The organism is Bacillus cabrialesii (genome assembly GCF_004124315.2).
Taxonomy (GTDB): Bacteria; Bacillota; Bacilli; order Bacillales; family Bacillaceae; genus Bacillus; species Bacillus cabrialesii.
Genome location: NZ_CP096889.1, coordinates 3,331,639 through 3,357,597, shown reverse-complemented (window position 1 = coordinate 3,357,597; position 25,959 = coordinate 3,331,639). Strand labels below are relative to the sequence as shown.

Annotated in this window: 22 protein-coding genes and 1 riboswitch; of the genes, 15 read left to right on the top strand and 7 right to left on the bottom strand. The window is 45.5% G+C overall.

Annotated features, from left to right (window positions below):
- Positions 1–104 precede the first annotated feature (104 nt).
- The 11 genes from csoR to EFK13_RS17155 all read left to right on the top strand — a co-directional run bounded on the left by csoR (position 105) and on the right by EFK13_RS17155 (position 15,962).
- Positions 105–410: a copper-sensing transcriptional repressor CsoR gene (gene csoR, locus EFK13_RS17205; RefSeq protein ID WP_014115157.1), complete on the top strand. Its 306-nt coding sequence runs from the start codon at positions 105–107 to the stop codon at positions 408–410.
- Positions 411–484: 74 nt separating this feature from the next.
- A complete protein-coding gene (copZ, locus tag EFK13_RS17200; RefSeq protein ID WP_129507591.1) occupies positions 485–694 on the top strand; it encodes a copper chaperone CopZ in 210 nt (69 codons plus the stop codon).
- 83 nt (positions 695–777) lie between these two features.
- Entirely contained in the window at positions 778–3,189 is a 2,412-nt protein-coding gene (gene copA / locus EFK13_RS17195; protein ID WP_129507793.1) for a copper-exporting P-type ATPase CopA, read from the top strand.
- 160 nt (positions 3,190–3,349) lie between these two features.
- Complete coding sequence (locus EFK13_RS17190) at positions 3,350–5,458, top strand: heavy metal translocating P-type ATPase (protein WP_129507592.1); 2,109 nt, start codon at positions 3,350–3,352, stop codon at positions 5,456–5,458.
- Between the two features lie 119 nt (positions 5,459–5,577).
- The gene (gene bdbD, locus EFK13_RS17185) at positions 5,578–6,246 is read left to right on the top strand and encodes a disulfide bond formation protein BdbD (RefSeq protein ID WP_129507593.1); all 669 of its coding nucleotides are present in this window, start codon (positions 5,578–5,580) and stop codon (positions 6,244–6,246) included.
- A gap of 4 nt (positions 6,247–6,250) precedes the next feature.
- Positions 6,251–6,667, top strand: a complete 417-nt coding sequence (locus EFK13_RS17180; protein WP_064816320.1) for a disulfide oxidoreductase — start codon at positions 6,251–6,253, stop codon at positions 6,665–6,667.
- Positions 6,668–6,852: 185 nt separating this feature from the next.
- Positions 6,853–7,461 carry a trimeric intracellular cation channel family protein gene (locus EFK13_RS17175; RefSeq protein ID WP_064816321.1) on the top strand — a complete coding sequence of 203 codons (609 nt, stop codon included), beginning with the start codon at positions 6,853–6,855 and terminating at the stop codon, positions 7,459–7,461.
- 192 nt (positions 7,462–7,653) lie between these two features.
- Positions 7,654–9,978 (top strand): RNA polymerase recycling motor HelD, encoded by a 2,325-nt coding sequence (helD, locus tag EFK13_RS17170; RefSeq protein ID WP_129507594.1) that lies wholly within the window; start codon positions 7,654–7,656, stop codon positions 9,976–9,978.
- A gap of 169 nt (positions 9,979–10,147) precedes the next feature.
- Positions 10,148–11,965, top strand: coding sequence for an assimilatory sulfite reductase (NADPH) flavoprotein subunit (locus EFK13_RS17165; RefSeq protein ID WP_129507595.1), 1,818 nt, complete (start codon positions 10,148–10,150; stop codon positions 11,963–11,965).
- Between the two features lie 25 nt (positions 11,966–11,990).
- Positions 11,991–13,706, top strand: a complete 1,716-nt coding sequence (gene cysI, locus EFK13_RS17160; RefSeq protein ID WP_129507596.1) for an assimilatory sulfite reductase (NADPH) hemoprotein subunit — start codon at positions 11,991–11,993, stop codon at positions 13,704–13,706.
- Between the two features lie 243 nt (positions 13,707–13,949).
- Positions 13,950–15,962 (top strand): Na+/H+ antiporter, encoded by a 2,013-nt coding sequence (locus tag EFK13_RS17155; RefSeq protein WP_129507597.1) that lies wholly within the window; start codon positions 13,950–13,952, stop codon positions 15,960–15,962.
- A gap of 46 nt (positions 15,963–16,008) precedes the next feature.
- Here EFK13_RS17155 and yvgO read toward each other — a convergent pair whose 3' ends face one another.
- Positions 16,009–16,494 carry a stress response protein YvgO gene (gene yvgO / locus EFK13_RS17150; protein WP_129507598.1) on the bottom strand — a complete coding sequence of 162 codons (486 nt, stop codon included), beginning with the start codon at positions 16,492–16,494 and terminating at the stop codon, positions 16,009–16,011.
- A 221-nt stretch (positions 16,495–16,715) separates the two neighbouring features.
- Between yvgO and pgoN the strand changes: the two genes are divergently transcribed.
- Complete coding sequence (gene pgoN / locus EFK13_RS17145) at positions 16,716–17,546, top strand: glyoxal/methylglyoxal reductase (RefSeq protein ID WP_064816327.1); 831 nt, start codon at positions 16,716–16,718, stop codon at positions 17,544–17,546.
- A gap of 29 nt (positions 17,547–17,575) precedes the next feature.
- Here pgoN and modB read toward each other — a convergent pair whose 3' ends face one another.
- Both modB and modA read right to left on the bottom strand, forming a co-directional pair.
- Entirely contained in the window at positions 17,576–18,268 is a 693-nt protein-coding gene (modB, locus tag EFK13_RS17140; RefSeq protein ID WP_129507599.1) for a molybdate ABC transporter permease subunit, read from the bottom strand.
- Positions 18,240–19,022: a molybdate ABC transporter substrate-binding protein gene (modA, locus tag EFK13_RS17135; protein ID WP_129507600.1), complete on the bottom strand. Its 783-nt coding sequence runs from the start codon at positions 19,020–19,022 to the stop codon at positions 18,240–18,242. Before modA ends, modB begins: the two co-directional genes overlap by 29 nt.
- A gap of 110 nt (positions 19,023–19,132) precedes the next feature.
- Here modA and EFK13_RS17130 point away from each other — a divergent pair, with 110 nt between their 5' ends.
- Positions 19,133–20,059 (top strand): substrate-binding domain-containing protein, encoded by a 927-nt coding sequence (locus tag EFK13_RS17130; RefSeq protein ID WP_129507794.1) that lies wholly within the window; start codon positions 19,133–19,135, stop codon positions 20,057–20,059.
- Between the two features lie 27 nt (positions 20,060–20,086).
- On the opposite strand, the gene EFK13_RS17125 is transcribed toward EFK13_RS17130, so the two are convergent.
- Together EFK13_RS17125 and EFK13_RS17120 are read right to left on the bottom strand one after the other, a co-directional pair.
- Entirely contained in the window at positions 20,087–21,940 is a 1,854-nt protein-coding gene (locus EFK13_RS17125) for an LTA synthase family protein (RefSeq protein ID WP_129507601.1), read from the bottom strand.
- A 98-nt stretch (positions 21,941–22,038) separates the two neighbouring features.
- Positions 22,039–22,521, bottom strand: coding sequence for a metal-dependent hydrolase (locus tag EFK13_RS17120; protein ID WP_103748444.1), 483 nt, complete (start codon positions 22,519–22,521; stop codon positions 22,039–22,041).
- A 167-nt stretch (positions 22,522–22,688) separates the two neighbouring features.
- On the opposite strand from EFK13_RS17120, the gene sspJ reads away from it, so the two are divergent.
- Entirely contained in the window at positions 22,689–22,829 is a 141-nt protein-coding gene (sspJ, locus tag EFK13_RS17115) for a small acid-soluble spore protein SspJ (RefSeq protein WP_003221612.1), read from the top strand.
- Between the two features lie 116 nt (positions 22,830–22,945).
- Positions 22,946–23,125, top strand: a riboswitch (Lysine riboswitch).
- A 103-nt stretch (positions 23,126–23,228) separates the two neighbouring features.
- Positions 23,229–24,638 carry an amino acid permease gene (locus EFK13_RS17110; protein WP_129507602.1) on the top strand — a complete coding sequence of 470 codons (1,410 nt, stop codon included), beginning with the start codon at positions 23,229–23,231 and terminating at the stop codon, positions 24,636–24,638.
- Between the two features lie 38 nt (positions 24,639–24,676).
- Here the strand turns inward: EFK13_RS17110 and EFK13_RS17105 are convergent, their stop codons facing one another.
- Both EFK13_RS17105 and EFK13_RS17100 read right to left on the bottom strand, forming a co-directional pair.
- Complete coding sequence (locus tag EFK13_RS17105; RefSeq protein WP_240034941.1) at positions 24,677–24,949, bottom strand: hypothetical protein; 273 nt, start codon at positions 24,947–24,949, stop codon at positions 24,677–24,679.
- Positions 24,950–25,002: 53 nt separating this feature from the next.
- Positions 25,003–25,950, bottom strand: coding sequence for an iron-hydroxamate ABC transporter substrate-binding protein (locus EFK13_RS17100; RefSeq protein WP_064816334.1), 948 nt, complete (start codon positions 25,948–25,950; stop codon positions 25,003–25,005).
- Positions 25,951–25,959 lie beyond the last annotated feature (9 nt).

The window sequence follows — 25,959 nt, the reverse complement described above, 5'->3', positions numbered from 1 at the left end:
AAATGGTAAAACCTAACTGATTCATTTTTTTGCAGCGGCAGACTTAGACAACAGTTTGGACAATCAGTATAATGGGAATTAATATAAGAAACAGAGGTGTACCAATGGAGAAGCATAACGAACATAAAGCATTAAACCATAAAAGCTCGAAAGAAAAGGATCAAATCACAAACCGGCTGAAGCGGATTGAAGGCCAGGTCAGGGGCATTCAAAATATGGTGGAAAACGATAGATATTGTGTGGATATCCTTGTGCAAATTTCGGCTGTTCAGGCGGCAATGAAAAATGTTGCGCTTCACTTGCTTGAGGACCACGCCCATCATTGTGTAGCGGACGCCATTAAAAGCGGAGACGGGGAACAGGCCATTTCTGAGCTTTTGGACGTCTTTAAAAAGTTCACAAAATCATAAAGTCTTTTTTTGTTGTAATACCCTACGGGGGTATGGTAGGATGAAAAAAGAAAGAATAAACAGGAGGAATTCATATGGAACAAAAAACATTGCAAGTTGAAGGAATGTCCTGTCAGCACTGCGTCAAAGCAGTGGAAACGAGCGTAGGAGAACTGGACGGCGTCAGTGCTGTTCATGTTGATCTGGAAGCGGGAAAAGTCGATGTTTCGTTTGATGCTGATAAAGTATCGGTCAAAGACATTGCGGATGCGATAGAAGATCAGGGCTATGATGTAGCCGATTGATTTATGGTATCGCGCCTTTAAGGAGGCGCGATATTTCTTTCATTTTTATATACCCCCCAGGTGTATATAAAGGAGTGAGTATGTTGAGTGAACAGAAGGAAATCGCGATGCAGGTATCTGGTATGACCTGTGCGGCCTGTGCATCCAGAATTGAAAAAGGCCTCAAGCGGATGCCGGGTGTCACAGATGCCAACGTCAATCTGGCAACGGAAACGTCAAATGTTATCTATGATCCCGCTGAAACAGAGGCTGCAGCGATTCAGGAAAAAATAGAAAAGCTGGGCTATCACGTCGTAACAGAAAAAGCTGAATTCGAAATCGAAGGCATGACCTGTGCCGCCTGCGCCAATCGGATTGAAAAGCGGCTTAATAAAATAGAAGGCGTCGCAAACGCTCCCGTAAACTTCGCTTTAGAAACAGTTACGGTCGAATACAATCCAAAAGAAGCGGCTGTCGGCGATTTGAAAGAAGCGGTAGATAAGCTGGGATATAAGCTTAAGCTAAAGGGCGATGAGGACAATGAGGCAGCAGCTTCTAAAAAGAAAGAAGAATGGAAGCAAACGGCAAGGCTGATCTTTTCAGCGGTCCTGTCGTTTCCGTTGCTTTGGGCGATGGTGAGCCATTTTACGTTTACATCGTTCATTTGGGTGCCGGGTATTTTCCTCAACCCGTGGATGCAGTTTGCGCTGGCGACGCCAGTCCAGTTTCTGATCGGCTGGCCGTTTTATGCGGGTGCGTATAAGGCGCTCAGAAATAAAAGCGCCAATATGGATGTATTGGTCGCGCTCGGAACGACGGCTGCTTACGCTTACAGTCTTTATCTTACCATCCAAAGCCTCGGTTCCCACGGGCATACAGACGGTCTTTACTATGAAACAAGCGCGATTTTGCTGACGCTGATTTTATTAGGCAAGCTGTTTGAAACAAAAGCAAAGGGCCGTTCATCGGATGCCATTAAAAAGCTAATGAAGCTTCAAGCGAAAACAGCGACTGTCGTAAGAGACGGACAGGAGCAAATCATTCCGATAGACGAAGTACTTGTCGATGACGTTGTTTACGTCAAACCGGGCGAACGAATTCCTGTCGACGGAGTAGTAATTGAAGGCCGCTCGGCAGTTGATGAATCGATGATTACGGGAGAAAGTCTTCCCGTTGACAAAAATCCGGGTGACAGTGTGACAGGGGCAACCGTGAACTCAAACGGCTTCCTGAAAATCAAAGCTGTCAATGTCGGAAAGGATACTGCGCTTTCTCATATCATTAAAATCGTCGAGGAAGCACAAGGGTCAAAAGCGCCGATTCAGCGTCTCGCTGATCAGATTTCCGGCATTTTTGTGCCTATCGTATTGGGGATTGCCGTTCTCACTTTCCTCATTTGGTATCTTTGGGCGGCTCCCAGTGATTTTGCCGAAGCGATCAGCAAGTTCATCGCGGTTCTTGTCATTGCTTGTCCTTGCGCCCTCGGCCTCGCCACTCCGACGAGCATTATGGCCGGATCAGGGCGCGCTGCTGAATTCGGAATTCTCTTTAAAGGCGGCGAGCATTTAGAGAAAACACATCGTCTCGATACGATTGTTCTCGATAAAACCGGAACTGTCACAAACGGGAAGCCGCGTCTGACAGATGCCATTCCGTTCGGCCGTTTTGAAGAAACAGATCTGCTTCGATTTGCGGCGGCAGCGGAAACGGGATCAGAGCATCCCCTCGGTGAAGCGATTGTTGCCGGCGTAAAAGAAAAAGGGCTTGAGATACCGAAGCTGACCCGCTTTGAAGCAAAAATCGGCGCAGGCATTTTGGCTGAAGCCGGAGGCAATACCATTCTCGTTGGCACAAGGAAGTTAATGGAGAGCGAACAGGTTGAGCATGGGGCTCTTCTTGCCCAAATGGAAAAACTTGAGGCAGAAGGGAAAACGGTTATGCTTGTATCCCTTGATGGTGAAGCGGCGGGACTAATAGCGGTTGCCGATACGATAAAAGACACGTCACGGGCGGCAGTGGTCCGTCTGAGAGAGTTGGGCCTGGATGTCATCATGATGACAGGAGATAATCGCAGAACCGCAGAAGCCATTGCGAAGGAAGCGGGAATTACGAGTGTCATTGCGGAAGTCCTTCCCGAACAAAAGGCGGCAGAAATTGCCCGCCTGCAAAAAGAAGGCCGGCAAACGGCCATGGTAGGCGACGGAATTAATGATGCGCCGGCGCTTGCGACAGCCGATATCGGCATGGCGATTGGAACAGGTACTGATATTGCCATGGAAACAGCTGACATTACGCTGATTCGCGGCGATCTAAACAGCATTGCCGACGCCATTCGCATGAGCAGGCTGACAATGAAAAACATTAAACAAAACTTATTCTGGGCGCTCGGCTATAACAGCCTCGGCATCCCAATCGCAGCGCTCGGATTTTTAGCGCCATGGATTGCGGGGGCAGCAATGGCATTCAGCTCGGTTTCCGTTGTTCTGAATGCGCTCCGTTTGCAGAAAGTAAAATGAAAAACCGGCAATATGCCGGTTTTTGTTTTTCATTGACACTTTCTTGGAAAACGACATATAATAGACGTAACCAATATATGAGTATGTGCTCATATATATAAAATGAATACCGGCGCTCATTGATACGCTTTGAAGAGGGAACCCTAAATCGGAAGGTAAGGTGAGACTAGTGAAACAGGAATACGTTCTGGACGGTTTGGATTGCAGCAACTGTGCTCAAAAAATTGAAAATGGAGTCAAAGGCATAAAAGGCATTGACGGATGCGCGGTAAACTTTGCGGCAAGCACCTTGACTGTCTCAGCCGATGGAAAAGAAGAGCAATGGGTCACCAATAAGGTAGAGAAAAAAGTGAAATCAATCGATCCGCATGTAACGGTTCGTCAAAAGCATAAAAAGAAATCAGCTGATGACGGCTACCGTAATCGAATGATCAATATGCTGATCAGAATGGCGGCGTCTGTCATTCTTGGAGCGGCGGCCTATTTCGTTCATTCCGGAACAATCGAATTTTTGCTTTTCCTCGCCGCCTATTTGATCATCGGCGGTGACATTGTCATCCGTGCAGTCAAAAACATCAGCCGCGGCCAGGTGTTTGATGAGCACTTCTTAATGGCTCTTGCCACAATCGGCGCTTTTCTGATTCAACAATACCCTGAGGGTGTCGCCGTTATGCTGTTTTATCAAATTGGTGAGCTTTTTCAAGGAGCGGCGGTCAGCCGGTCCAGAAAATCAATCAGTGCGTTAATGGACATACGGCCTGATTACGCCAATGTCAAAACAGAGAACGGCATCAAACTGGTTTCTCCTGCGGACGTACTGATAGGAGACATCATTGTGGTTAATCCGGGTGAAAGCATACCGCTGGACGGAAAGGTCATCAAGGGATCAGCGATGGTTGATACGTCTGCTTTGACAGGCGAATCCGTTCCGCGAAAAGCTGCAGAAGGACAAGAGGTCATGTCAGGCTTTATCAATCAAAACGGTGTTCTGCATATTGAAGTCACAAAGGGCTATCAGGAATCCGCAGTATCGAAAATATTAGATTTGGTACAGAATGCGAGCAGCCGCAAAGCCCGGACGGAAAACTTTATCACGAAGTTTGCCAAGTATTATACACCTGCTGTTGTGATTATCGCGGCATTGCTGGCCTTTGTTCCGCCGCTTATGATTCCTGGCGCCGCACTTTCCGATTGGGTCTACCGCGCGCTTATTTTCTTAGTGATTTCTTGTCCGTGTGCGCTCGTTGTTTCTATACCGCTCGGTTTCTTCGGCGGAATCGGTGCAGCCTCAAAGGCCGGAGTGCTTGTGAAGGGAAGCAATTATTTAGAAGCCCTGAATCAAGTCAAATACGCGGTGTTTGATAAAACAGGAACATTAACAAAAGGCAGCTTTGAAGTGACAGAAATCAAACCTGCGGAAGAATTTACAAAGGCCAGATTACTTGAGGCTGCGGCATATGCTGAGCTTCATTCCCAGCATCCAATTGCCGAATCTGTGCGTAAAGCTTACGGAAAAATGCTTTCTTCTGACAAGATAGAGTCATATGAGGAAATATCCGGCCACGGCATTTTTGCAAAAGTAAACGGAACAGAAATCCTTGCCGGGAATAAAAAGCTCATGGAAAGAGAACAGATTAACGGCGTGCCGGATGAAAATGCGGGAACAATCGTACACGTTGCTGTTGATCAACGCTATGCCGGAGCAATCATTATAGCGGATGAAGTAAAGGAAGACGCGGCACAGGCGGTTGCTGATCTGAAATCGCTTGGAATCAAACAGACAGTAATGCTGACAGGTGATTCGAAGCAAACGGGGGAAGCTGTCGGAAAACAGCTTGGCATTGACGAGGTGTATGCGGAGCTGCTGCCGCAGGATAAAGTCGCGCGGGTCGAAGCATTGGAAGCCAAGCTTTCGCAAAATGAAAAACTCATTTTTGTCGGTGACGGCATCAATGATACGCCGGTTCTCGCGCGCGCGGATATCGGAGCAGCCATGGGAGGCCTTGGGTCAGACGCCGCGGTAGAAGCCGCAGACGTTGTGCTGATGACAGATCAGCCGTCAAAAATAGCGGAAGCGATTCGGATCGCAAAACGGACACGGCGAATCGTGTGGCAAAACATCGGCTTCGCTTTAGGTGTGAAAGCGATCTTTCTCATTCTTGGGGCATTTGGAATTGCAACCATGTGGGAAGCGGTATTCTCAGATGTCGGCGTTACACTGCTCGCTGTGGCAAATGCCATGCGCGTCATGCGTCTCAAAAACGGATAAATTGTCGGAGAGAATTCATTTTTTCGGGGTTTTCTTATAGTCGCTTGTCTTGTTAAAATAAAGAAGTGGGTCAATTGTGATCCGCTTCTTTTTTAATTTTAAAACGATGAGGTGTCGGAGTGAAAAAGAAACAGCAGTCTTCTGCGAAATTCGCGGTTATCCTTACGGTTGTGGTTGTTGTCTTATTAGCAGCCATTGTCATCATTAATAACAAAACGGAACAAGGCAATGAAGCTGTTTCCGGACAGCCGTCTATCAAAGGCCAGCCTGTGCTTGGCAAGGATGATGCGCCGGTAACTGTAGTAGAATTCGGAGATTACAAATGTCCGTCTTGTAAGGTGTTTAACAGTGACATCTTCCCGAAAATACAAAAAGACTTTATTGACAAGGGCGATGTGAAATTTTCATTCGTGAACGTCATGTTCCATGGTAAAGGTTCAAGATTAGCCGCTCTTGCATCAGAAGAAGTATGGAAAGAAGATCCTGACTCATTCTGGGCATTCCATGAAAAGCTGTTCGAAAAACAGCCGGACACAGAGCAGGAATGGGTAACTCCAGCCCTTCTCGGTGATCTTGCCAAAAGCACCACAAAGGTAAAACCTGAGACACTCAAGGACAATCTTGATAAGGAAACATTCGCTTCTCAAGTGGAAAAGGATTCTGACCTTAATCAAAAAATGAACGTAAACGCAACACCGACGATTTACGTTAATGATAAAGTGATCAAAAATTTTGCGGATTATGATGAAATCAAAAAAACGATAGAGAAAGAGCTGAAAGGGAAGTAATCGTATGAAAAATAGAATTGGATTTTTATATGCTTCCTGGGTTGTGGCTCTTGTCGCTATGCTTGGCAGCCTGTATTTCAGTGAAATCAGAAAGTTCATCCCTTGTGAACTGTGCTGGTACCAGCGTATCCTCATGTATCCGCTCGTCCTGATTTTAGGCATCGCCACCTTTCAAGGGGACACACGCGTGAAAAAATATGTGCTTCCGATGGCGATTATCGGAGCATTTATTTCGATCATGCACTACTTAGAGCAAAAAGTGCCCGGCTTTACCGGCATTAAGCCGTGTGTAAGCGGTGTGCCGTGCTCAGGCCAATATATTAACTGGTTTGGTTTTATTACCATTCCATTCCTGGCCTTGATTGCTTTTATCCTGATTATCGTTTTTATGTGTCTGCTGAAAGGCGAAAAATCTGAATAACAAAAAATGCGCCCGCGTATGCCGGGCGCTTTTTTTAGCTCAAAAACTTATGCTCAACAGCGTTTGGTGTACTCCCTCAAAATTTATCTTTTTTTATCATGAAAATGTTATTGATTTTACGCTTGAGCGATTATAAAATCTAGAGGTCGTCAGAAAATTTAACAAACATAAAGGGAGTCATCAGAATGGCTTGGGAGCTGCTCAGTGTGATTGGCATCATTGCGTTTGCAGTCAGCGGCGCAATCGTTGCGATGGAAGAGGAATATGATATTTTAGGAGTTTATATATTAGGGATTGTCACAGCTTTCGGAGGAGGAGCGATCCGCAATTTGCTGATCGGTGTTCCAGTGTCGGCATTATGGGAGCAGGGCGCGTACTTTCAAATCGCCCTCGTGTCCATTACGATTGTGTTTCTGTTTCCGAAGCCGCTGTTAAAGCATTGGAACAAGTGGGGCAATTTATCAGATGCGATCGGTCTCGCAGCCTTCGCTATCCAAGGCGCACTGTATGCCGTCAAAATGGGCCATCCGCTTAGTGCCGTCATCGTGGCTGCGGTGCTGACGGGAAGCGGCGGCGGGATTATCCGCGATCTTCTTGCCGGACGCAAGCCGCTTGTGCTGAAAGCAGAAATTTACGCGGTATGGGCGGCTCTTGGCGGATTAATCGTCGGCTTGGGCTGGCTGGGAAACTCGTTTGGCTTGTACGTTCTGTTTTTCGTGCTCGTTGTTTGCCGCGTTTGTTCCTATATGTTTAAGTGGAAGCTGCCAAACCGTTCTTTTCGTTTAGATAACTAACATCAAAAAAACCGATTTCAACTTGAAATCGGTTTTTTTGCATATAAATAACCCAAACCTTGATTGATATTGGGTGAATGTGCTAAGATAAATTGTATTTGCCTATCTTTATCATATATTAAATATATGTATCCAATTATATTTTACAGTATTTCATCTGTGTTTGTCAACTATTTTCTGGAGGTGCCGTTCATGAATCAGCAGGATAAGGAATGGAAGGAAGAGCAGTCAAGAATAGATGAAGTGCTGCAGGAGCTCGGCAAAAAAGAGCGGTTTCTGGAAACGTCTGCAGGCGGGTTAAAGCAAGATATTATCGGTTTAAGAAAAAGCTTTTGGGAGGATGTTACCGTTAATGTTGATGATGCTCATGAAGCGGTTGAAACGATGGCGAGCATTAAGCAGCAGGCAGAGCTGCTGTCTGATCGGGAACGGAATCATCGGCGTATGGATCAGCAGCTCAAACGAATTCATCAATTAAAAGCATCGCCTTATTTCGGCCGGATTGATTTTATTGAAAACGGCGAGGAGCAGACAGAGCGAATTTATATCGGTTTAGCTTCTTGTATGGATGAGAAGGAGGAGCACTTTCTGATCTATGACTGGAGGGCGCCGATATCAAGTATGTACTATAATTATTCCCCAGGAAAAGCGGAGTACGAAGTGCCTGGTGAAACGATAGAAGGAGAAATGGTGCTGAAACGCCAGTTTATCATCAAAAACGGCGCTCTCAAGGCGATGTTTAATACTGATATGACGATCGGCGATGAAATGCTGCAAGAGGTATTAAGCGATCACTCTAATTCCCAAATGAAAAACATCGTGTCTACGATTCAGAAAGAACAAAATCAGATTATCCGTAATGAAAAAAGCAAATTTCTGATTGTGCAGGGAGCGGCTGGCAGCGGGAAAACATCGGCAGCGCTTCAGCGTGTCGCTTATTTGTTATACAGGCACCGCGGCGTCATTGATGCCGGACAAATCGTTTTATTTTCTCCCAACTTTTTATTTAACAGCTATGTCTCCTCTGTTTTGCCGGAGTTAGGCGAAGAGAACATGGAGCAGGCGACGTTTCAGGAATATATTGAGCTTCGGCTTGGCCGCAAGTTCCAATGTGAAAGCCCCTTTGACCAGCTTGAATACTGCCTGACTGAAACAAAAGATGGCGGTTTTCCAACAAGAATTGCGGGAATCACATGGAAGGCGGGCTTATCTTTTCAACAATTCATTGATGAATACGTCACGCTACTGTCCTCTGAAGGGATGATCTTTAAAAATATCGTTTTCCGCGGACAAAAACTGATTACAAAGGAACAAATTGAATCTTATTTTTACTCACTGGATCAAAGACAATCCATTCCGAGCCGGATGGAACAAACGGCGAAGTGGCTGCTGAGTGAGCTGAACAAGCTTGAGAAAAAAGAACGGCGCAAGGATTGGGTCGTTCAGGAAGCTGAGCTGCTCGACAAAGAGGATTATCTGGACGTGTACAAAAAACTGCAGGATAGGAAACGGTTCAGTGAGAGTACGTTTAATGATTATCAAAGAGAGCAGCAGCTGCTTGCGTCAATCATTGTAAAAAAGGCTTTAAAACCGCTAAAACAGGCGGTCAGACTCCTTGCATTTCTTGATATGAAACAGCTTTATCTGCAATTGTTTTCTGGCTGGGGAGGGAAATTCCAGCATGAGAAGACGGCAGAAATAGGAGAGCTGACCGGATCGGCATTTGCGGAACATAAATTGCTCTATGAGGATGCGGCTCCGTTTCTTTATATGCAGGATTTGATTGAAGGCAGAAAGAAAAACACGAAGATCAAACATCTTTTTATCGACGAAGCTCAGGACTATTCGCCGTTTCAGATGGCGTACATGAGAAGCATTTTTCCGGCTGCCAGCATGACAGTGCTCGGTGATATTAATCAGTCTATCTACGCTCATGCCATACATGGCGCAAAGCGTATGGATGCGTGCTTTGAAGGTGAGCCGGCTGAATATGTTCACTTGAAGAGAACGTACAGATCGACAAGACAGATTGTCGAGTTAACAAAAGCGATGCTTCAGGATGGAGCGGACATTGAGCCTTTTAACAGAAATGGGGAAATCCCTCGCGTTTTTAAAACCGAAGGGCGTGAGGACCTTTGTCAAAAGCTTACGAAAGAAATTGAGCGGCTCAAGAAGCAAGGTCACGAAACGATAGCCGTCATTTGCAAGACTGCGCAGCAATGCGTACAGGCGCATGCACGCATGAGTGAATATATAGATGTTCGACTGATTCATAAAGAAAATCAAACATTCCAAAAGGGAGTTTGTGTCATTCCGGTTTATTTAGCGAAGGGTATTGAATTTGACGCAGTACTTGTCTATGATGCATCAGAAAAATATTTTAAAACAGAGCACGACCGCAGGCTGTTATATACTGCCTGCACCCGTTCGATGCATACGCTGACGGTGTTTTATACAGGTAAGGCAAGTCCGTTTGCAGCGGCTGTGCCGCCTCATTTATATCAGAATGCTGAATGAAGAGAAGGGAATCCTTCTCTTTTTTCTATTTAGGTGAAACAAGCGGTTTTATCATTAGGATTCTTAATAGTTATCATCATGTAAATATATTTTACTTAAACCCAGTATTCCGGTAAAGTTCAATTAGATGCAATTTTCGATCAGTTTATAACTTTGTGAGGTGGATACGTTGCAACTTCAGGTAATGAACAGTCCGTTTAATCAGGAGCAGGCAGAGCTCCTTAACCGCCTTCTGCCAACCTTGACCGAATCTCAGAAAATCTGGCTTAGCGGATATTTATCCGCGCAATCTGTTTCCGCCCAAGAAACTGCGGGGGCGCCGGCGGCATCTGTGTCTGCAGAAGCGGCGGCACCGGCCGTTTCAAAAGAAGTGACCGTTCTTTACGGTTCACAAACAGGAAACGCGCAGGGGCTTGCGGAAAATGCCGGCAAACAGCTTGAGCAGCGCGGTTTTCAAGTGACCGTCTCATCCATGAGTGATTTTAAACCGAATCAGCTGAAGAAAGTAAACAATCTTTTGATCGTCGTCAGTACGCACGGTGAAGGCGATCCTCCTGATAACGCGCTGTCGTTTCATGAATTTCTTCATGGAAGAAGGGCGCCTAAGCTTGAGGATCTTCGTTTTTCTGTTTTGGCGCTTGGTGACAGCTCGTACGAATTTTTCTGCCAGACAGGGAAAGAATTTGATCAGCGGTTAGAAGAGCTCGGAGGAAAACGGATTTCTCCGCGCGTTGATTGCGATCTTGACTATGATGAACCGGCAGCCGAATGGCTTGAGAGCGTATTTGAGGGTTTAAGTGAAGCGGGGGGCGAAAGTGCCGCACCTGCGCCAGCCGCAGCGCCTCAAGCCGGCGAGTCCTCGTATTCCAGAACAAACCCGTTTCGGGCCGAAGTGTTAGAAAATTTAAATTTGAACGGCCGCGGATCAAATAAAGAAACACGCCATGTGGAGCTTTCTCTTGAAGGATCTGGCCTGATATACGAGCCTGGTGACAGCCTCGGCGTCTATCCGGAAAACGATCCAGAGCTTGTTGATCAGCTGCTGAAGGAAATGAATTGGGACCCTGAAGAAATTGTGACGCTTAATAAGCAAGGTGATGTCCGCCCGCTGAAAGAAGCGCTGATTTCTTACTATGAGATTACCGTTCTCACAAAACCGCTTCTTGAACAGGCAGCCCAGCTGACAGGCAGCAATGAGCTTAGAGAGCTTTTAGCCCCGGGGAATGAGGGGAATGTAAAAGCGTATATTGAAGGACGCGATTTGCTTGATCTTATTCGTGATTATGGCCCGTTCAGTGTTTCGGCGCAGGAGTTCGTCTCGATTCTGCGAAAAATGCCGGCGCGCCTCTATTCGATCGCGAGCAGTTTATCCGCAAATCCGGACGAAGTGCATTTAACAATCGGCGCGGTCCGCTATGATGCGCACGGCCGTGAACGTAAAGGCGTCTGCTCGATTTTATGCGCGGAGCGTCTGCAGCCGGGAGACACACTGCCGGTTTATGTCCAGCACAATCAAAACTTTAAGCTTCCGAAAGATCCTGAAACACCGATTATCATGGTCGGCCCTGGGACAGGCGTCGCGCCGTTCCGTTCCTTTATGCAGGAGCGCGAAGAGACGGGAGCGGAAGGAAAAGCATGGATGTTCTTTGGCGATCAGCATTTTGTCACGGATTTCCTTTATCAGACAGAGTGGCAGAATTGGCTCAAAGACGGCGTGCTGACAAAAATGGATGTGGCGTTTTCACGTGATACGGAAGAAAAAGTCTATGTGCAGCACCGCATGCTTGAACAGAGCGCGGAATTGTTCGAATGGCTTCAAGAAGGCGCGGCTGTTTACATTTGCGGTGATGAAAAGCACATGGCACACGATGTCCATAACACACTCTTAGAAATTATAGAAAAAGAAGGCAATATGACCCGTGAAGAAGCAGAAGTTTATCTTGCCGATATGCAGCAGCAAAAACGTTATCAGCGTGATGTATACTGATTTGACCTGAAAGGAGTTTTTCAACATGGTGACCAAAATCTTAAAAGCACCGGACGGCTCTCCAAGTGACGTCGAGCGCATTAAAGAAGAAAGCGATTATTTGCGTGGCACACTAAAAGAAGTCATGCTGGATCGGATCAGTGCCGGAATTCCGGATGATGACAACCGCCTGATGAAACACCACGGCAGTTATTTGCAAGATGACCGTGACCTTCGCAATGAACGCCAAAAGCAAAAGCTTGAACCGGCCTATCAGTTCATGCTGCGCGTGCGTATGCCAGGAGGCGTTTCAACGCCTGAGCAATGGCTTGTCATGGATGACCTTTCTCAGAAATACGGGAACGGCACATTAAAACTGACGACACGTGAAACGTTCCAAATGCACGGGATTCTGAAATGGAACATGAAGAAAACCATTCAGACGATCCACTCAGCTCTTTTGGATACGATCGCAGCCTGCGGAGACGTAAACCGCAATGTCATGTGCGCATCGAATCCTTATCAGTCTGAGATTCACTCAGAGGTATACGAGTGGTCTAAAAAATTAAGTGATGACCTGCTGCCGCGGACGAGAGCATATCATGAAATTTGGCTTGATGAGGAAAGGGTGGCCGGCACGCCGGAGGAAGAAGTCGAACCGATGTACGGGCCGCTCTATCTGCCCCGGAAATTTAAAATCGGTATTGCCGTTCCGCCGTCTAATGATATTGACGTCTTTTCACAAGACCTTGGATTCATTGCGATTGTCGAAGATGGCAAACTGATCGGATTTAACGTGGCCATTGGCGGCGGTATGGGAATGACGCACGGAGACACAGCGACATATCCGCAATTAGCCAAGGTCATAGGGTTCTGCCGACCTGAGCAAATGTATGACATTGCTGAAAAAACGATTACGATTCAGCGTGATTACGGAAACCGTTCTGTCCGCAAAAATGCGCGCTTTAAATACACGGTTGACCGCCTCGGTTTAGAAACCGTAATAGAAGAATTGGAAAATCGTCTCGGCTGGAGTCTGGAAGAAGCGAAGCCGTATCTTTTCGATCATAACGGCGACCGCTACGGCTGGGTGGAAGGCATTAAGGGTAAATGGCATTTTACGCTGTTTGTTGAAGGCGGCCGTGTGACGGATTACGATGATTATAAGCTGATGACAGGCTTGCGGGAAATCGCCAAAGTTCATACAGGCGAGTTCCGTCTGACAGCCAATCAGAACTTGATTATTGCGAACGTTTCAAGCGAGAAAAAAGATGAAATCAGTGCGTTAATCGAGCAATACGGACTAACTGACGGAAAGCATCACTCAGCGCTCCGCCGCAGCTCTATGGCGTGCGTCGCTCTTCCGACCTGCGGATTGGCAATGGCTGAAGCGGAACGTTATTTGCCGACCCTTTTAGATAAGATTGAAAAGATCATTGATGAAAACGGCCTTCGTGAAGAGGAAATCACCATTCGCATGACAGGGTGCCCGAACGGGTGTGCACGCCATGCGCTCGGTGAGATCGGATTTATCGGAAAGGCGCCGGGCAAATATAATATGTATCTTGGCGCTGCATTTGATGGAAGCCGTTTAAGCAAAATGTACCGTGAAAACATCGGTGAAGAAGACATTTTAAGCGAGCTGCGCGTCCTTCTTTCCCGCTATGCGAAAGAACGCGAGGAAGGCGAACACTTCGGTGACTTTGTCATCCGCGCCGGCATCATTAAAGCAACGACTGACGGCACGAATTTTCATGCTTGATAAAGATAGACGAGAGACAGGGAGTAGCTCCCTGTCTCTTTTTATCTGGAATTTGCTCTGCTGCAAAAAAGTTCACTGTGAGCATATCATGAGAAATAATACCCTAAAAAGGGTACTATAAAAGAAGACAAGTGTAGCGAATCACATATCGGATGTAAGGCCATCCCAGCCTCCTCCTCTTTTAGACAAACAGATCATCGGCACTTCATGCATGAAACACAACAGACGAAGGAGGTCATGCATTTGGACATATTTTTAGTTGTTCTCGTTTTATTAACGATTATTGCGATATCCAATATCGTGAACCGCTTTATTCCATTTATTCCGGTGCCCCTGATTCAAGTGGCGCTTGGGATTGCAGCCGCCTCTTTTCCCCAGGGGCTTCATTTTGAATTAAACACCGAATTGTTTTTTGTTTTGTTTATCGCGCCTCTTCTGTTTAATGATGGAAAGAGGACGCCGCGGGCGGAGCTTTGGAATTTAAGAGCGCCCATTTTATTGCTTGCGCTCGGCCTTGTATTTGCGACTGTGATTGTAGGAGGCTATACGATTCACTGGATGATTCCTGATATTCCGCTGGCAGCGGCCTTTGGACTTGCGGCCATTCTTTCACCGACTGATGTCGTCGCTGTCAGCGCATTATCAGGAAGAGTGAAAATGCCAAAAGGGATTCTTCGCCTGCTTGAAGGTGAGGGGCTGATGAATGACGCATCAGGTCTGGTGGCATTTAAGTTTGCGATTGCTGCAGCAGTGACCGGGGTGTTTTCATTAGCACAAGCGGCTGTCAGCTTTGTCTTTATTTCTCTCGGAGGTTTGCTGTGCGGGGTAGTCATTTCGTTCTTGATTATCCGCTTTCGCCTATTTCTGCGCCGGCTTGGTATGCAGGATGTCACGATGCATATGCTGATTCAAATTCTGACGCCGTTTGTGATTTATTTGGCAGCGGAAGAAATCGGCGTTTCCGGCATTTTAGCCGTCGTGGCGGGAGGAATCACCCATGCGGTTGAACAGGATCGTTTGGAATCAACGATGGTGAAACTGCAAATTGTTTCCTCAAGTACGTGGAACATTATTTTATTTATTTTAAACGGTCTGGTCTTCGTGATTCTCGGGACGCAGATTCCGGATGTCATTTCGGTCATCTTTAACGACACTGCAATCAGCAACTTAAAGGTGATCAGTTATATCCTTGTCATTACATTTACATTAATGTTCCTCAGATTTCTGTGGGTGCTGTTCTTCTGGAACGGCAAGTGGTTCTTTAATAAAGACCAGAACATCTATAAACCGGGGCTTCGTTCGACGCTGTTAATTTCAATTTCCGGTGTGCGCGGAGCAGTAACGCTTGCGGGTTCTTTTTCCATTCCATATTTCCTGGAGGACGGCACGCCGTTTCCGGAAAGAAATCTGATTCTCTTTTTAGCAGCCGGCGTCATTTTATGCACGCTTGTCATTGCTACCGTTGTGCTGCCGATTCTGACTGAAAAAGAAGAAGAGGACGAGGAACGAAACAAGAAGCTGCTGACGGCGAGACGCAAATTGATCAAAACAGCCCTTCAAACGATTAAAGAAGACATGAACGATACAAATAAAACAGCCTCTCTTGCGGTGATAGCTGAGTACAATGAGAAAATGAAAAATCTGCGTTTTCAGCAGTATACATCATCAAACCGTATCAAAAAGCAAGAGCGGAAAGTCCGCGCGCAAGGGGTTAACGCTGAGCAAGAGGCGCTGATGAAAATGCTGGAGCGGGGAGACATCCCGGAAGAAACCGCAAACGTGCTGCAAGAACGGTTTAACGAATTAGAAATTTTGTATGCCAACCCATTTAAAGTCGGATTATCAAAAACAAGGCTCAAGCGGCTGATGTATTGGATTTTCTTCGGTGAACATAAAAAACCGGAGATGTCGATTTTAAATGAAGCGGGATTGATACGGGCAACGAGAGTGAAAACGGCGAAAGCAGCGATAGACTATCTGGAAAAACATAAGACGGAAGAACATAAAGAAGTGTTTTTATCTGTCATTTCGTTTTATAAACAGTTAATATTCAGGCTGGAGCACAGCCATCATGAGCTGAAATCGAGCGCCCATTTTGAAAATCAGAAGCTGGAAGTGAAGCTGAAGGCTGTTCAGGCGATCAGAAATGAAATTCAAACGCTCTTTGAAGAGCGGGAAATTTCGCGGGATATTTCTCATGAGCTTCGCCAATACATTAATGATGTGGAAGCCGCCATGCTTGAAGGCGGCGAATAGATGCAGGAAAAAAGCTGGCGCTTGAAACGCCAGCTTTTTTTCAATATTAAGGGCGATGGAACTCGACAGTGCTGCCATCCCGGTCGAACCATCCTCTGAAGGCCCAGTTGATCCAGCCGCCATCACCTTTATTTGTGAAGGTTCCGTCTTCAAATACCCAAATGCCGTACGTAATGCCGTCATAAACGGCTGAGCCGTAAAATTGCACACCATTTAAGTGATCTTCATATTCCTGGCTCAAATTAAATACCATGACGTTGTATTTTTGGCCGGAAGCGTAGAAGGAAGACTCCATAAGGTTTTTCACAAATCCGTCCCGGTTCTGTGCGGATTTAATGGCGTCGGCGATCTGATTGGCAATGCCAAGCACATCAAGGTTTACATTTAAACCGACCTCAGCGGCAGATGTTCCGGCTGTTGTGGTCTGCGAGATCTTTGGAGCGGGTTTTTCTTCAGCTGAAGCAAAGGACAAAGGGGCAATTGTCAAAGCGGCACCGAGCGCAAGTGTCATTGGGATACGAATGCGTTTCAAGTTGTTTCCTCCTTTGTTTTTATGTGGTTACACTAATCGATTACCCTGCTCTTTTCCTGTATAATCGCTATTTTGTTAAAATAGGAAAAAAATAGTGTGTAATCTGCCTATAATGTGAAAAAAGAAGCAGATAAATGCTGTTAAGCGTATTATTGGTATCGGCTTTGAGGAGTGTGAGATAATATAGACGCTTACATTTAAGTGAAAGGGTGGATGTTCAAGTGCCAAAAAGTTTAAAAGATACTGTAAAGCTACATAACGGAGTGGAAATGCCTTGGTTCGGTCTTGGTGTTTTTAAAGTGGAAAACGGAAGTGAAGCGACTGAATCTGTGAAAGCTGCGATTAAAAACGGCTACCGCAGCATTGATACAGCGGCTGTCTACAAAAATGAAGAAGGTGTTGGCATCGGGATTAAAGAATCCGGTGTAGCAAGAGAAGAGCTATTCATTACATCAAAAGTATGGAATGAAGACCAAGGCTACGAAACAACGCTTGCTGCCTTTGAAAAAAGCCTGGAAAGACTTCAGCTTGATTACTTAGATCTCTATTTAATCCACTGGCCTGGCAAGGATAAATATAAAGATACGTGGCGCGCGCTTGAAAAGCTGTACAAAGACGGCAAAATCCGCGCAATCGGCGTCAGCAACTTCCAAGTTCATCATTTAGAAGAACTGCTGAAAGATGCTGAAATCAAACCGATGATCAACCAAGTGGAATTTCACCCTCGGCTAACGCAAAAAGAATTAAGAGATTACTGCAAAGCGCAAGGTATCCAGCTTGAGGCGTGGTCTCCGCTCATGCAGGGACAGCTTCTGGATAACGAAGTGCTCGCAGAGATCGCTGAAAAGCACAATAAATCAGTGGCTCAAGTGATTTTGCGCTGGGATCTTCAGCATGAGGTTGTCACGATTCCAAAATCCATCAAAGAACACCGCATTATTGAAAATGCTGATATCTTTGATTTTGAATTGTCTCAGGAAGACATGGATAAAATCGACGCCCTAAACAAAGATGAGCGTGTCGGTCCAAATCCCGATGAGCTCCTGTTCTAATGAAAAACTCCCCGTTACGGGGAGTTTTTTTAGTATGTTTTTCTCCGTTGGATAAAAAACAGCATCAAAAAGGAAATGGCAACAATACAGACGACCCACGCCCAGGCAAGGGTATTGTTGCCGGAATCCAATGCGACATAAATGGCCGTCGGCAGTGTTTGCGTAACACCGGGGATGTTCCCTGCAAACATCAGTGTTGCGCCAAATTCTCCGAGCGCCCGCGCGAGGCTGAGGATGCTTCCGGTCAGCAATGAAGGATAGGCAAGCGGGATGGAAATATGGATAAAAACCTTCCATCTGCTTGCGCCGTCTACCATTGCCGCACCCTGTATATCGGGATCAATGTCCGCAAATCCGGTTTTGGCGGATTGATACATAAGCGGAAAGGCCACAACACCCGACGCGATCACAGCGGCCCACCAGGTGAAAATGACCGGCTGCTGAAAGACCCGCTCGATGGCTTGTCCGATGAAACTGTGCTTTCCGAAAATGACAATCAAAATAAAACCGACAACAGTAGGCGGAAGAACGAGCGGAAGCATAAAAACTGTTTCGAGCGCCGTTTTTCCGAAAAAAGAGGCCCGGGACATCCATGCTCCAGCCAGTGTTCCGAAAATGACAACAACAATTCCAGCAACTGCCGCCACCTGAAAGGAAAGCATAACCGGTGTGAAAAACGCTGAAGCGCTTATGCTACTCGGCAGTAAAGCCATATTTCTCAAATACTTTCATTGCTTCATCAGATTGCAGGTAATCGTAAAATTCCTTCGCTTCTTTACGGTGTTTTGTATCTTTTACAATTCCTACCGGATAGACAATCGGGCTGTGTGTATCTGCTTTTGCCTCATCAATGATTTTGACTTTTTTAGAGATCAGAGCATCAGTTTTATAAACAACGCCTGCGTCTACATTGCCGGTTTCAACATAAGAAAGAACTTGGCGAACGTCTTTTCCGTAAACGATCTTATCCTTTACTTTGTCCCATAGAGACAGCTTTGTCAGTGATTCTTTCCCGTAAGCTCCAGCCGGTACGGATTCCGGCGTTCCAAGAGCGATTTTTTCTGAATCAGCCAGATTGCTGAAGCTTGTCACAGGAGAATCTCCGTTTTTCGGCACGACCAGCACAAGTTCATTGCCGACTAAATCAGTGCTGTCTTTTTTTGCGATATCCCCGTCGTCCACCAGCTTTTGAAATTTATCCTCAGCAGCTGAGAAGAACAGATCTGCTCCTGCTCCTTGAGAAATTTGTTTTTGCAAGGCGCCGGATGAGCCATAGTTATCTTGGATTGTAATGTTTTCATGTTCTTTTTTATAGTTCTTTTGAATTTCCTCGAGCGCATCCTGTGCACTGGCGGCAGCTGAAATGGTTAACGTTACTTGTTTCTCGCTGTCTGTCGAAGGCTGGTTTGCAGAACAGCCTGCTGCAAGCAGAAAAACGGTTAAGGCTGCTGTTATAATGGAATACTTTTTAAACATGATTGCACCCCTTATGATTAGTTATATCTAATTATAACTGATTATGTTTGGTTTATGTGGGTTTTTTTACATTCGATGAAAAGGTATAATAAAATAGGAGAGTGATGATGATGAATGAAACCTCATCCTATACGATAGAAGAAGTTGCAGGTCTGCTGAAGGTATCCAAGCTGACCGTTTATGATTTGATTAAAAAAGGCGTGCTGCCTGCTTACCGTGTCGGCAGGCAGATGCGTGTTGATGAAGAAGATTTAAAGCAATATAAGATGAATATGAGAATGTCACAGCCTATTGCTGCCGCCGAAGAGCAGAGAAAGATACAGGTAGCGGAGCCGGTAGGGAGACCGAATGTTATGATCAGCGGACAGGACATTTCGATGGATCTGCTCAGCAAGCATTTGGAGAATGCCATTCAGGAGACGCCGCTCCGCAAATACAAAGGAAGCTTAAACAGCCTGATTGATATGTATCAAGGCAGGTGTGACATTGTCAGCCTGCATTTGTATGATGCGGAAACGGGCCAATATAATGTGCCTTATGTAAAACGGATTTTGTCAGGCGAACCATTTTGTCTGATCAACGCCGTTCTCCGCAAAGCCGGACTGTATGTGCAAAAAGGGAATCCGAAAAACATTCAAGGCTGGGAAGACTTGAAAAGAGCCGATATCCGGATCATCAACAGGGAAAAGGGTTCGGGCGCACGGGTGCTGCTTGATGAACAGCTTGGCTTGCTTGGTGTGAATCCGGCTGATGTAAAGGGATACGGAGATATCGTGACCGATCATTACGCTGTCGCTTCACAAGTCTCAAGCGGACAGGCTAACGCGGGAATTGGAGCGCAGCATGCTTCCCATATGGGCAGTGTTGATTTTATTCCGCTCATCGACGAACAATATGATATCGTCGTTTTGAAAAAACATGAGCAGCTGCTGAAGGCCGTGAAGGAGATCTTGAATTCTGAGGAATATAAGGCGAACCTGTCTCATTTAAACGGCTATCAAACAAAGCTGACCGGAAAAGTCATGTTGGAAACGTGAAAAATCCCTCTTTACAGAGGGATTTTGTCATTCAGAAAACCTGAGCAGGTCACCGTTTAAAATTTTATCGGAGAGAGACAATTCTTCGTTTGCTTTCTCCTTATAAGGAAGGCACGCATCCTGATCTTCCAGCACTTCACCCGTTTTTTGGCTGTAGCACGTGTTTTTGGTGTAGACATAGTCGTTCGTGATAAAGCTGCCGTTTCTCAGTACAGCGAATGGAGTGCGGTCGCCCGACAGCAAATCATTGCCAAATTGAATATCGCCTTTTGTATCAACACCGAGCAGATGCATCAGTGTCGGCTTGACATCGACCTGCCCTCCGGCATCAGAGATGATTTCCGGCTTTTGATCTGTCATTCCCGGGATATGGATAATAAACGGCACCCGCTGAAGCTGAACGTTGTCATACGGCGTGATTTCATTTTTTCCTAAAAACTCGGCCATCGCCTCATTGTGGGCTTCTGAAATGCCGTAATGATCTCCCATAAATACAATCATCGAATTTTCGTATAAGCCCTCGTCCTTCAGTTTTTTGATAAAATGCTTCAATGCCTCATCTTCATAGCGCACCGTGGTTACATAGCGGTTTAACAAGTTACTGCTTGAATCGAATTCATCGATCAGCTGATCCTTTTCATCAATCTGAAACGGAAAATGATTCGTTAGCGTGATGAAACTGCTGTAGAATGGCTCCGGCAGGCTTTTCAGTTTTCCGGCTGACTGCTCTAAAAATTCCTTATCCTTTAAGCCCCAGCTTGTCGATGTCCCTGGAGTGACATGAAAATCATCTACATCAAAAAAGCGGTCAATCCCAAATGAATCGTACATCACATCTCGGTTCCAGAATGTTTTATGGTTGGCGTGAAAGACGGCTGAATAATAATCATGTTGTTTCAGCGATTTGTACATCGTATGAAATTGATGGTCGCTTTTCGTGAAAAAGACGGCGCCGCTAAGGGAAGGATACAGCGAGTTAGCGACGATGAATTCTGAATCAGATGTTTTGCCCTGTTCTGTTTGCTGATAGAAATGATCAAAGTAATAGCTTTTTTTGATGAAATCGTTCATAAATGGAGTAATTTCTTTTCCATTTACCTTTTCATTCAGAACGAAGCTTTGGGTCGATTCAAGCGTCACAAAGATGACATTGCGCCCCTTTGCCATCCCGAATTTGCTTTGGTCAGGCTTGCTGTAATCAGCTTCTGTGTAGTTTTTAACCGCAGTCATGCTGTCTTCATCTGCAAATGCTTTCGCGCTTATATTAACAGTCTGAGAAATCGTATCGTAGAGATGGAACTGAAACAGGCCGATGCTTTTGACGAGCATTTCCCGGTCAAAGGAATGAGCCAAAAGCTTCGGCTGCTGTACTTCTGCAAGTGCCAGGGTGCATAAAATCATGCCGCAGGAAGCTGCATAGTACCGTTTGATCGTGCGGGGTGCTGCTTTTGTCTGCGGGTGTTTCTCTTTTCGGGCAAGTAATAGAAGAAAAACCAAATCCGCAAACAGGGCGATAAACAGAGGATTGAACAGTTCTTTTACACTGCTGCCCATATCGCTCATATTACTGGCCTGAAACAATACCGGGATGGTGATAAAATCGATATAAAACCCGTAAAAAATCGTGTTGGAGATCAAGATTACGGTCAGAACCAAATTGGCAATCAGCAAAAAGGCCCGCTGCTTGTTTTCTTTCAGAAGCAAGCCGATCCCGAATAAAGGAAGGATAAAGCTGAGCGGATTGATCAGCAGCATCAGCTCCTCCAACGGAGAATCGATCTGCAAATCAAAGCCGAGTTTATAGATCGCATATGTTTTGATCCACATAAATACGATCGAAAAACATAAAAACCGCTGATTGTGAAAAAAGGTTCCTTTCATCAATATGACTCCTCACATATTCTTAATCATCTGCATGAAATGCTTCTTATGTAAACCTACTAAAAACAGCCCGTTCAGACAAGCATTAGCACTCACGTTTAAAACATGCGTCCATGAAACAGCATATAAAAGTAGTAACATGAAGCAATGGTCAGGCCGGCTAGCACAAGCTGCTCAGAAAAACTGCCTGTCTTCATATATAATGGCAGCCGCACACGGATCGTTGAAGGGAACAATAATTTAATGCCGTTCACCGTCCAAGCGTCGAGAATCAAGTGGCTCGCCATACCGATCATCAGCCCGGCTGAAATGTTTTTATCTGGAATATATGTGGCTGTGATAAAAAACATGATGAGCAGAAACAGCAGGCTGTGTGTAAAGGTGCGGTGGCCAAAAACGGAGCTGACCACTTTCGATAAAATAGGAAATCTTCTCCCGATTTTGCTTTGTGTATGGCAGATATCGGGAATTAATGCCCCAACCGCGCCTGACGCAGCCATAAGCACTGGATCAAATCCATAATAATAAGCCGCTGCCGTACAAGAAGCGATGCCTCCCATGATGTGTGTTTTTCCTGTCATTTCCCGCTTCTCCTTTTATCTTTTGCAAAAAATCTCTGAATTACAAATATATCAAGAGAATGTATGTTTGATCAACAGGACTTTGGACGATAAAAAATTTCCCGCATAATTTTTTAAGGAAAATGGCATCTTAAACATGTACCTATTTTCTAAAAGAGGTGATTCGAATGGGTTTCTTTAATAAAGATAAAGGAAAACGTTCTGAAAAAGAAAAAAACGTAATCCAGGGAGCGCTTGAAGATGCCGGTTCAGCTCTAAAAGATGATCCGCTTCAAGAAGCCGTGCAAAAAAAGAAAAATAATCGATAACCAAATGCGGATAGGGCTTGGCCCTATCCGTATTTTCCATCTGTTCCCTTTGACAGATCATTCTTTCTTTGATAACCTTCTGGGAGTAACTGAATATTTAAATCCTCACTCTTTCTCAGTGAGGTAGAGGTTGCGCGGATGATGAGTCACACATGCCAGGCTGACAGGAGCTGTTAAACATGTGTAAAAGGCATCAGCGCCGAAGTGTGGAGAAAGCCGATCCTTCTCTATGCTGGGACTGTATCTGAATAAGTGCAGGACTGCCGCGTGCTTTTTCGCGGAGGGCTATCCGGAGATCAAGGGTGTGTGTTTCTTTAAGCATGGACTTTTGTTCAGGCTTTTTTTGCGTTTACATGATCTCGGGGTCTGGTCCGTACAAAGAATCATGGAGGTACTGGAATGGAACAGACGAAAAAATGGGGTTTTTGGTTATTAACGGCGTTTGTCGTTGGAAATATGGTAGGATCAGGGATTTTCTCCTTACCGAGCTCGCTTGCTTCAATCGCGAGTCCGTTTGGCGCCACGTCCGCCTGGCTTTTGACAGGTGCCGGCGTGCTGATGATTGCACTTGTCTTCGGGCATTTGTCCATTCGCAAGCCTGAACTGACAGCGGGACCGCAAAGTTATGCAAGAGCGCTGTTCTCTGATCCGAAGAAAGGGAACGCTGCCGGTTTCACAATGGTGTGGGGCTACTGGGTGGCGAGCTGGATCAGTAACGTGGCGATCATTACAAGCCTCGCCGGTTACTTGACTTCGTTCTTCCCGATCTTGGTTGATAAACGTGAAATGTTTTCGATCGGCGGGCAAGAGGTGACACTCGGCCAATTGCTGACGTTTGCTGTATGTACGATCTTGTTATGGGGAACGCACACGATTCTTGTTGCAAGCATTAACGGTGCAAGTAAATTGAACTTTGTCACAACGCTTTCTAAAGTACTAGGTTTTGTCTTCTTTATCGTTGCCGGATTGTTTGTGTTTCAAACGGCATTATTCGGTCATTTTTATTTCCCTATTCAAGGAGAAAACGGCACAAGCATTGGAATTGGCGGCCAGGTGCATAACGCCGCGATTTCTACACTGTGGGCGTTTGTCGGAATTGAATCGGCGGTGATCCTGTCCGGCCGTGCGCGCTCTCAGCGTGATGTGAAACGTGCGACAATTACCGGCTTGCTGATTGCCTTGAGCATTTATATTATTGTGACTTTAATTACGATGGGTGTACTGCCGCATGATAAACTTGTCGGCTCTGATAAACCGTTCGTTGATGTACTGTATGCGATTGTCGGAAACGCGGGAAGCGTGATTATGGCACTTTTGGCTATCCTTTGCTTATTCGGAACGATGCTCGGCTGGATTTTGCTTGGCTCTGAGGTTCCATACCAAGCCGCTAAAGCAGGAGATTTCCCGGCATTCTTTGCGAAAACGAATAAAAAAGGAAGCCCGGTTAACGCATTAATTATTACTAACGTGATGTCACAGGTCTTCATTTTCTCGGTTATTTCCCGGACAATAAGTGACGCATTTACATTTTTAACGACAGCGGCAACGCTTGCGTATTTAATTCCGTATTTGGTATCAGCGATCTACAGCTTGAAGCTTGTCATCAAAGGCGAAACGTATGACCAGCTGAAAGGCTCCCGCTTAAAAGACGGATTGATTGCGATTTTAGCGTGTGCATACTCATTGTTTGTTATCGTAACAGGCACAGCGGATTTAACGACATTTATTCTCGGCATCGGTTTATTCTTTGTCGGCTTGATTGTTTATCCATTTGTGATTAAAAAGTTCCAGAAAGAAAAACAAGCATAAACAAAAGACACCTGATTTGCTTTGTCAGGTGTCTTTTTTTATTGAAATACAATTTCTCCTATTAGCAATCCGATTGTTAAAACAGCTGACAGGAAAGCTGTAATAGAAAGAAAAACCTTTACGGATAATCGTATTTGCAAAAAACGTTTTTTCAGCCTCTCCAGCAAACCAAACAGAACAAGCACTAAGATAAAAACAAGTAGCACATCTGAAAAAGGTTTTCCGGTATAAAGTCCGTTAAAAAAACTGATCGCGATGATGATACAGCTTAATATGAATTGAGTAAAAAAATATCCGATGTGGTTCAACATGAGCCGCTCCTTTTATTGCATGAAAAAAGAGCCGCGGCCTGCGGCTCTTCTGTTTATTTTGTTAAGCTTTCCGTAATAAACTTCAGTTGGCCTTCTAATGAAATCGGGTCTGTGAAATAGAAGCCAATCGGGTCAATCTTATAGACATGGCCATTTTTAACGGCGTTCAGGTTCTTCCAAATGGAGCTGTCAAATACGCCGCCATCATCACCGCCTGATTGCCATGGACCTGCGAAAATATAATCCCCGGCGAAGTCAGGGAGCTTTTCTAATGAAATACTTGTATATCCAGGGCCCTGGTCAATGGCTTTTTCTTTTGTGAGCTTTGTGGCCTGCAGGCCGAGATCTTTGTAAATGATGCTTCCGCCTCTTCCGAAATCTTTCCCGAATACGTAAATGTCTTTTCCGTTCGATTGCATAATGGAAATGGTTTTGTCACCGACGGCTTTTTTGATTTTTGTTTTAGCTGCCGCAACTTTTTTATCCCACTCAGCCAGCCATTTTTCGGCTTTATCTTCCGTTCCCGTCATTTTTGCGAATTCTTTCAGCTGTTCGATGTTGTCGAGCTTATCGTATTTTACTGCGACGGTCGGCGCGATTTTTTCAAGTTTTTTTATATCAGCGCCTTGCGTTGTCCAGACAATAATCAGGTCAGGGTTCAAATCAATGACTTTTTCAACGGAAGTGCCGTCTCCGATGTTTGTGACACCGTCAGTTTTTCCTTTATAGTAAGGATTTTTAAACACATTCTCAGGCGCACCGACGACATTGATGCCCAGTGTTTTGAAGTAGCCATAGTAGCCGTCCGCCATGACAACCACCCGTTTAGGATGCTTAGGAATTTTCACATTTCCGTTTTCAGCCTTGTATGTAAAGGTTTCTTCGTCTTTTGAACTAGAGGAAGAGCCTTTACTTTCTGAGTTATTCCCGCAGGCTGCCAGCGCTGCAATCAATAGCAGGGCAAAAAACGCGGCTCCAAGTTTCTTGTATATATGGGTCATATCTTATAC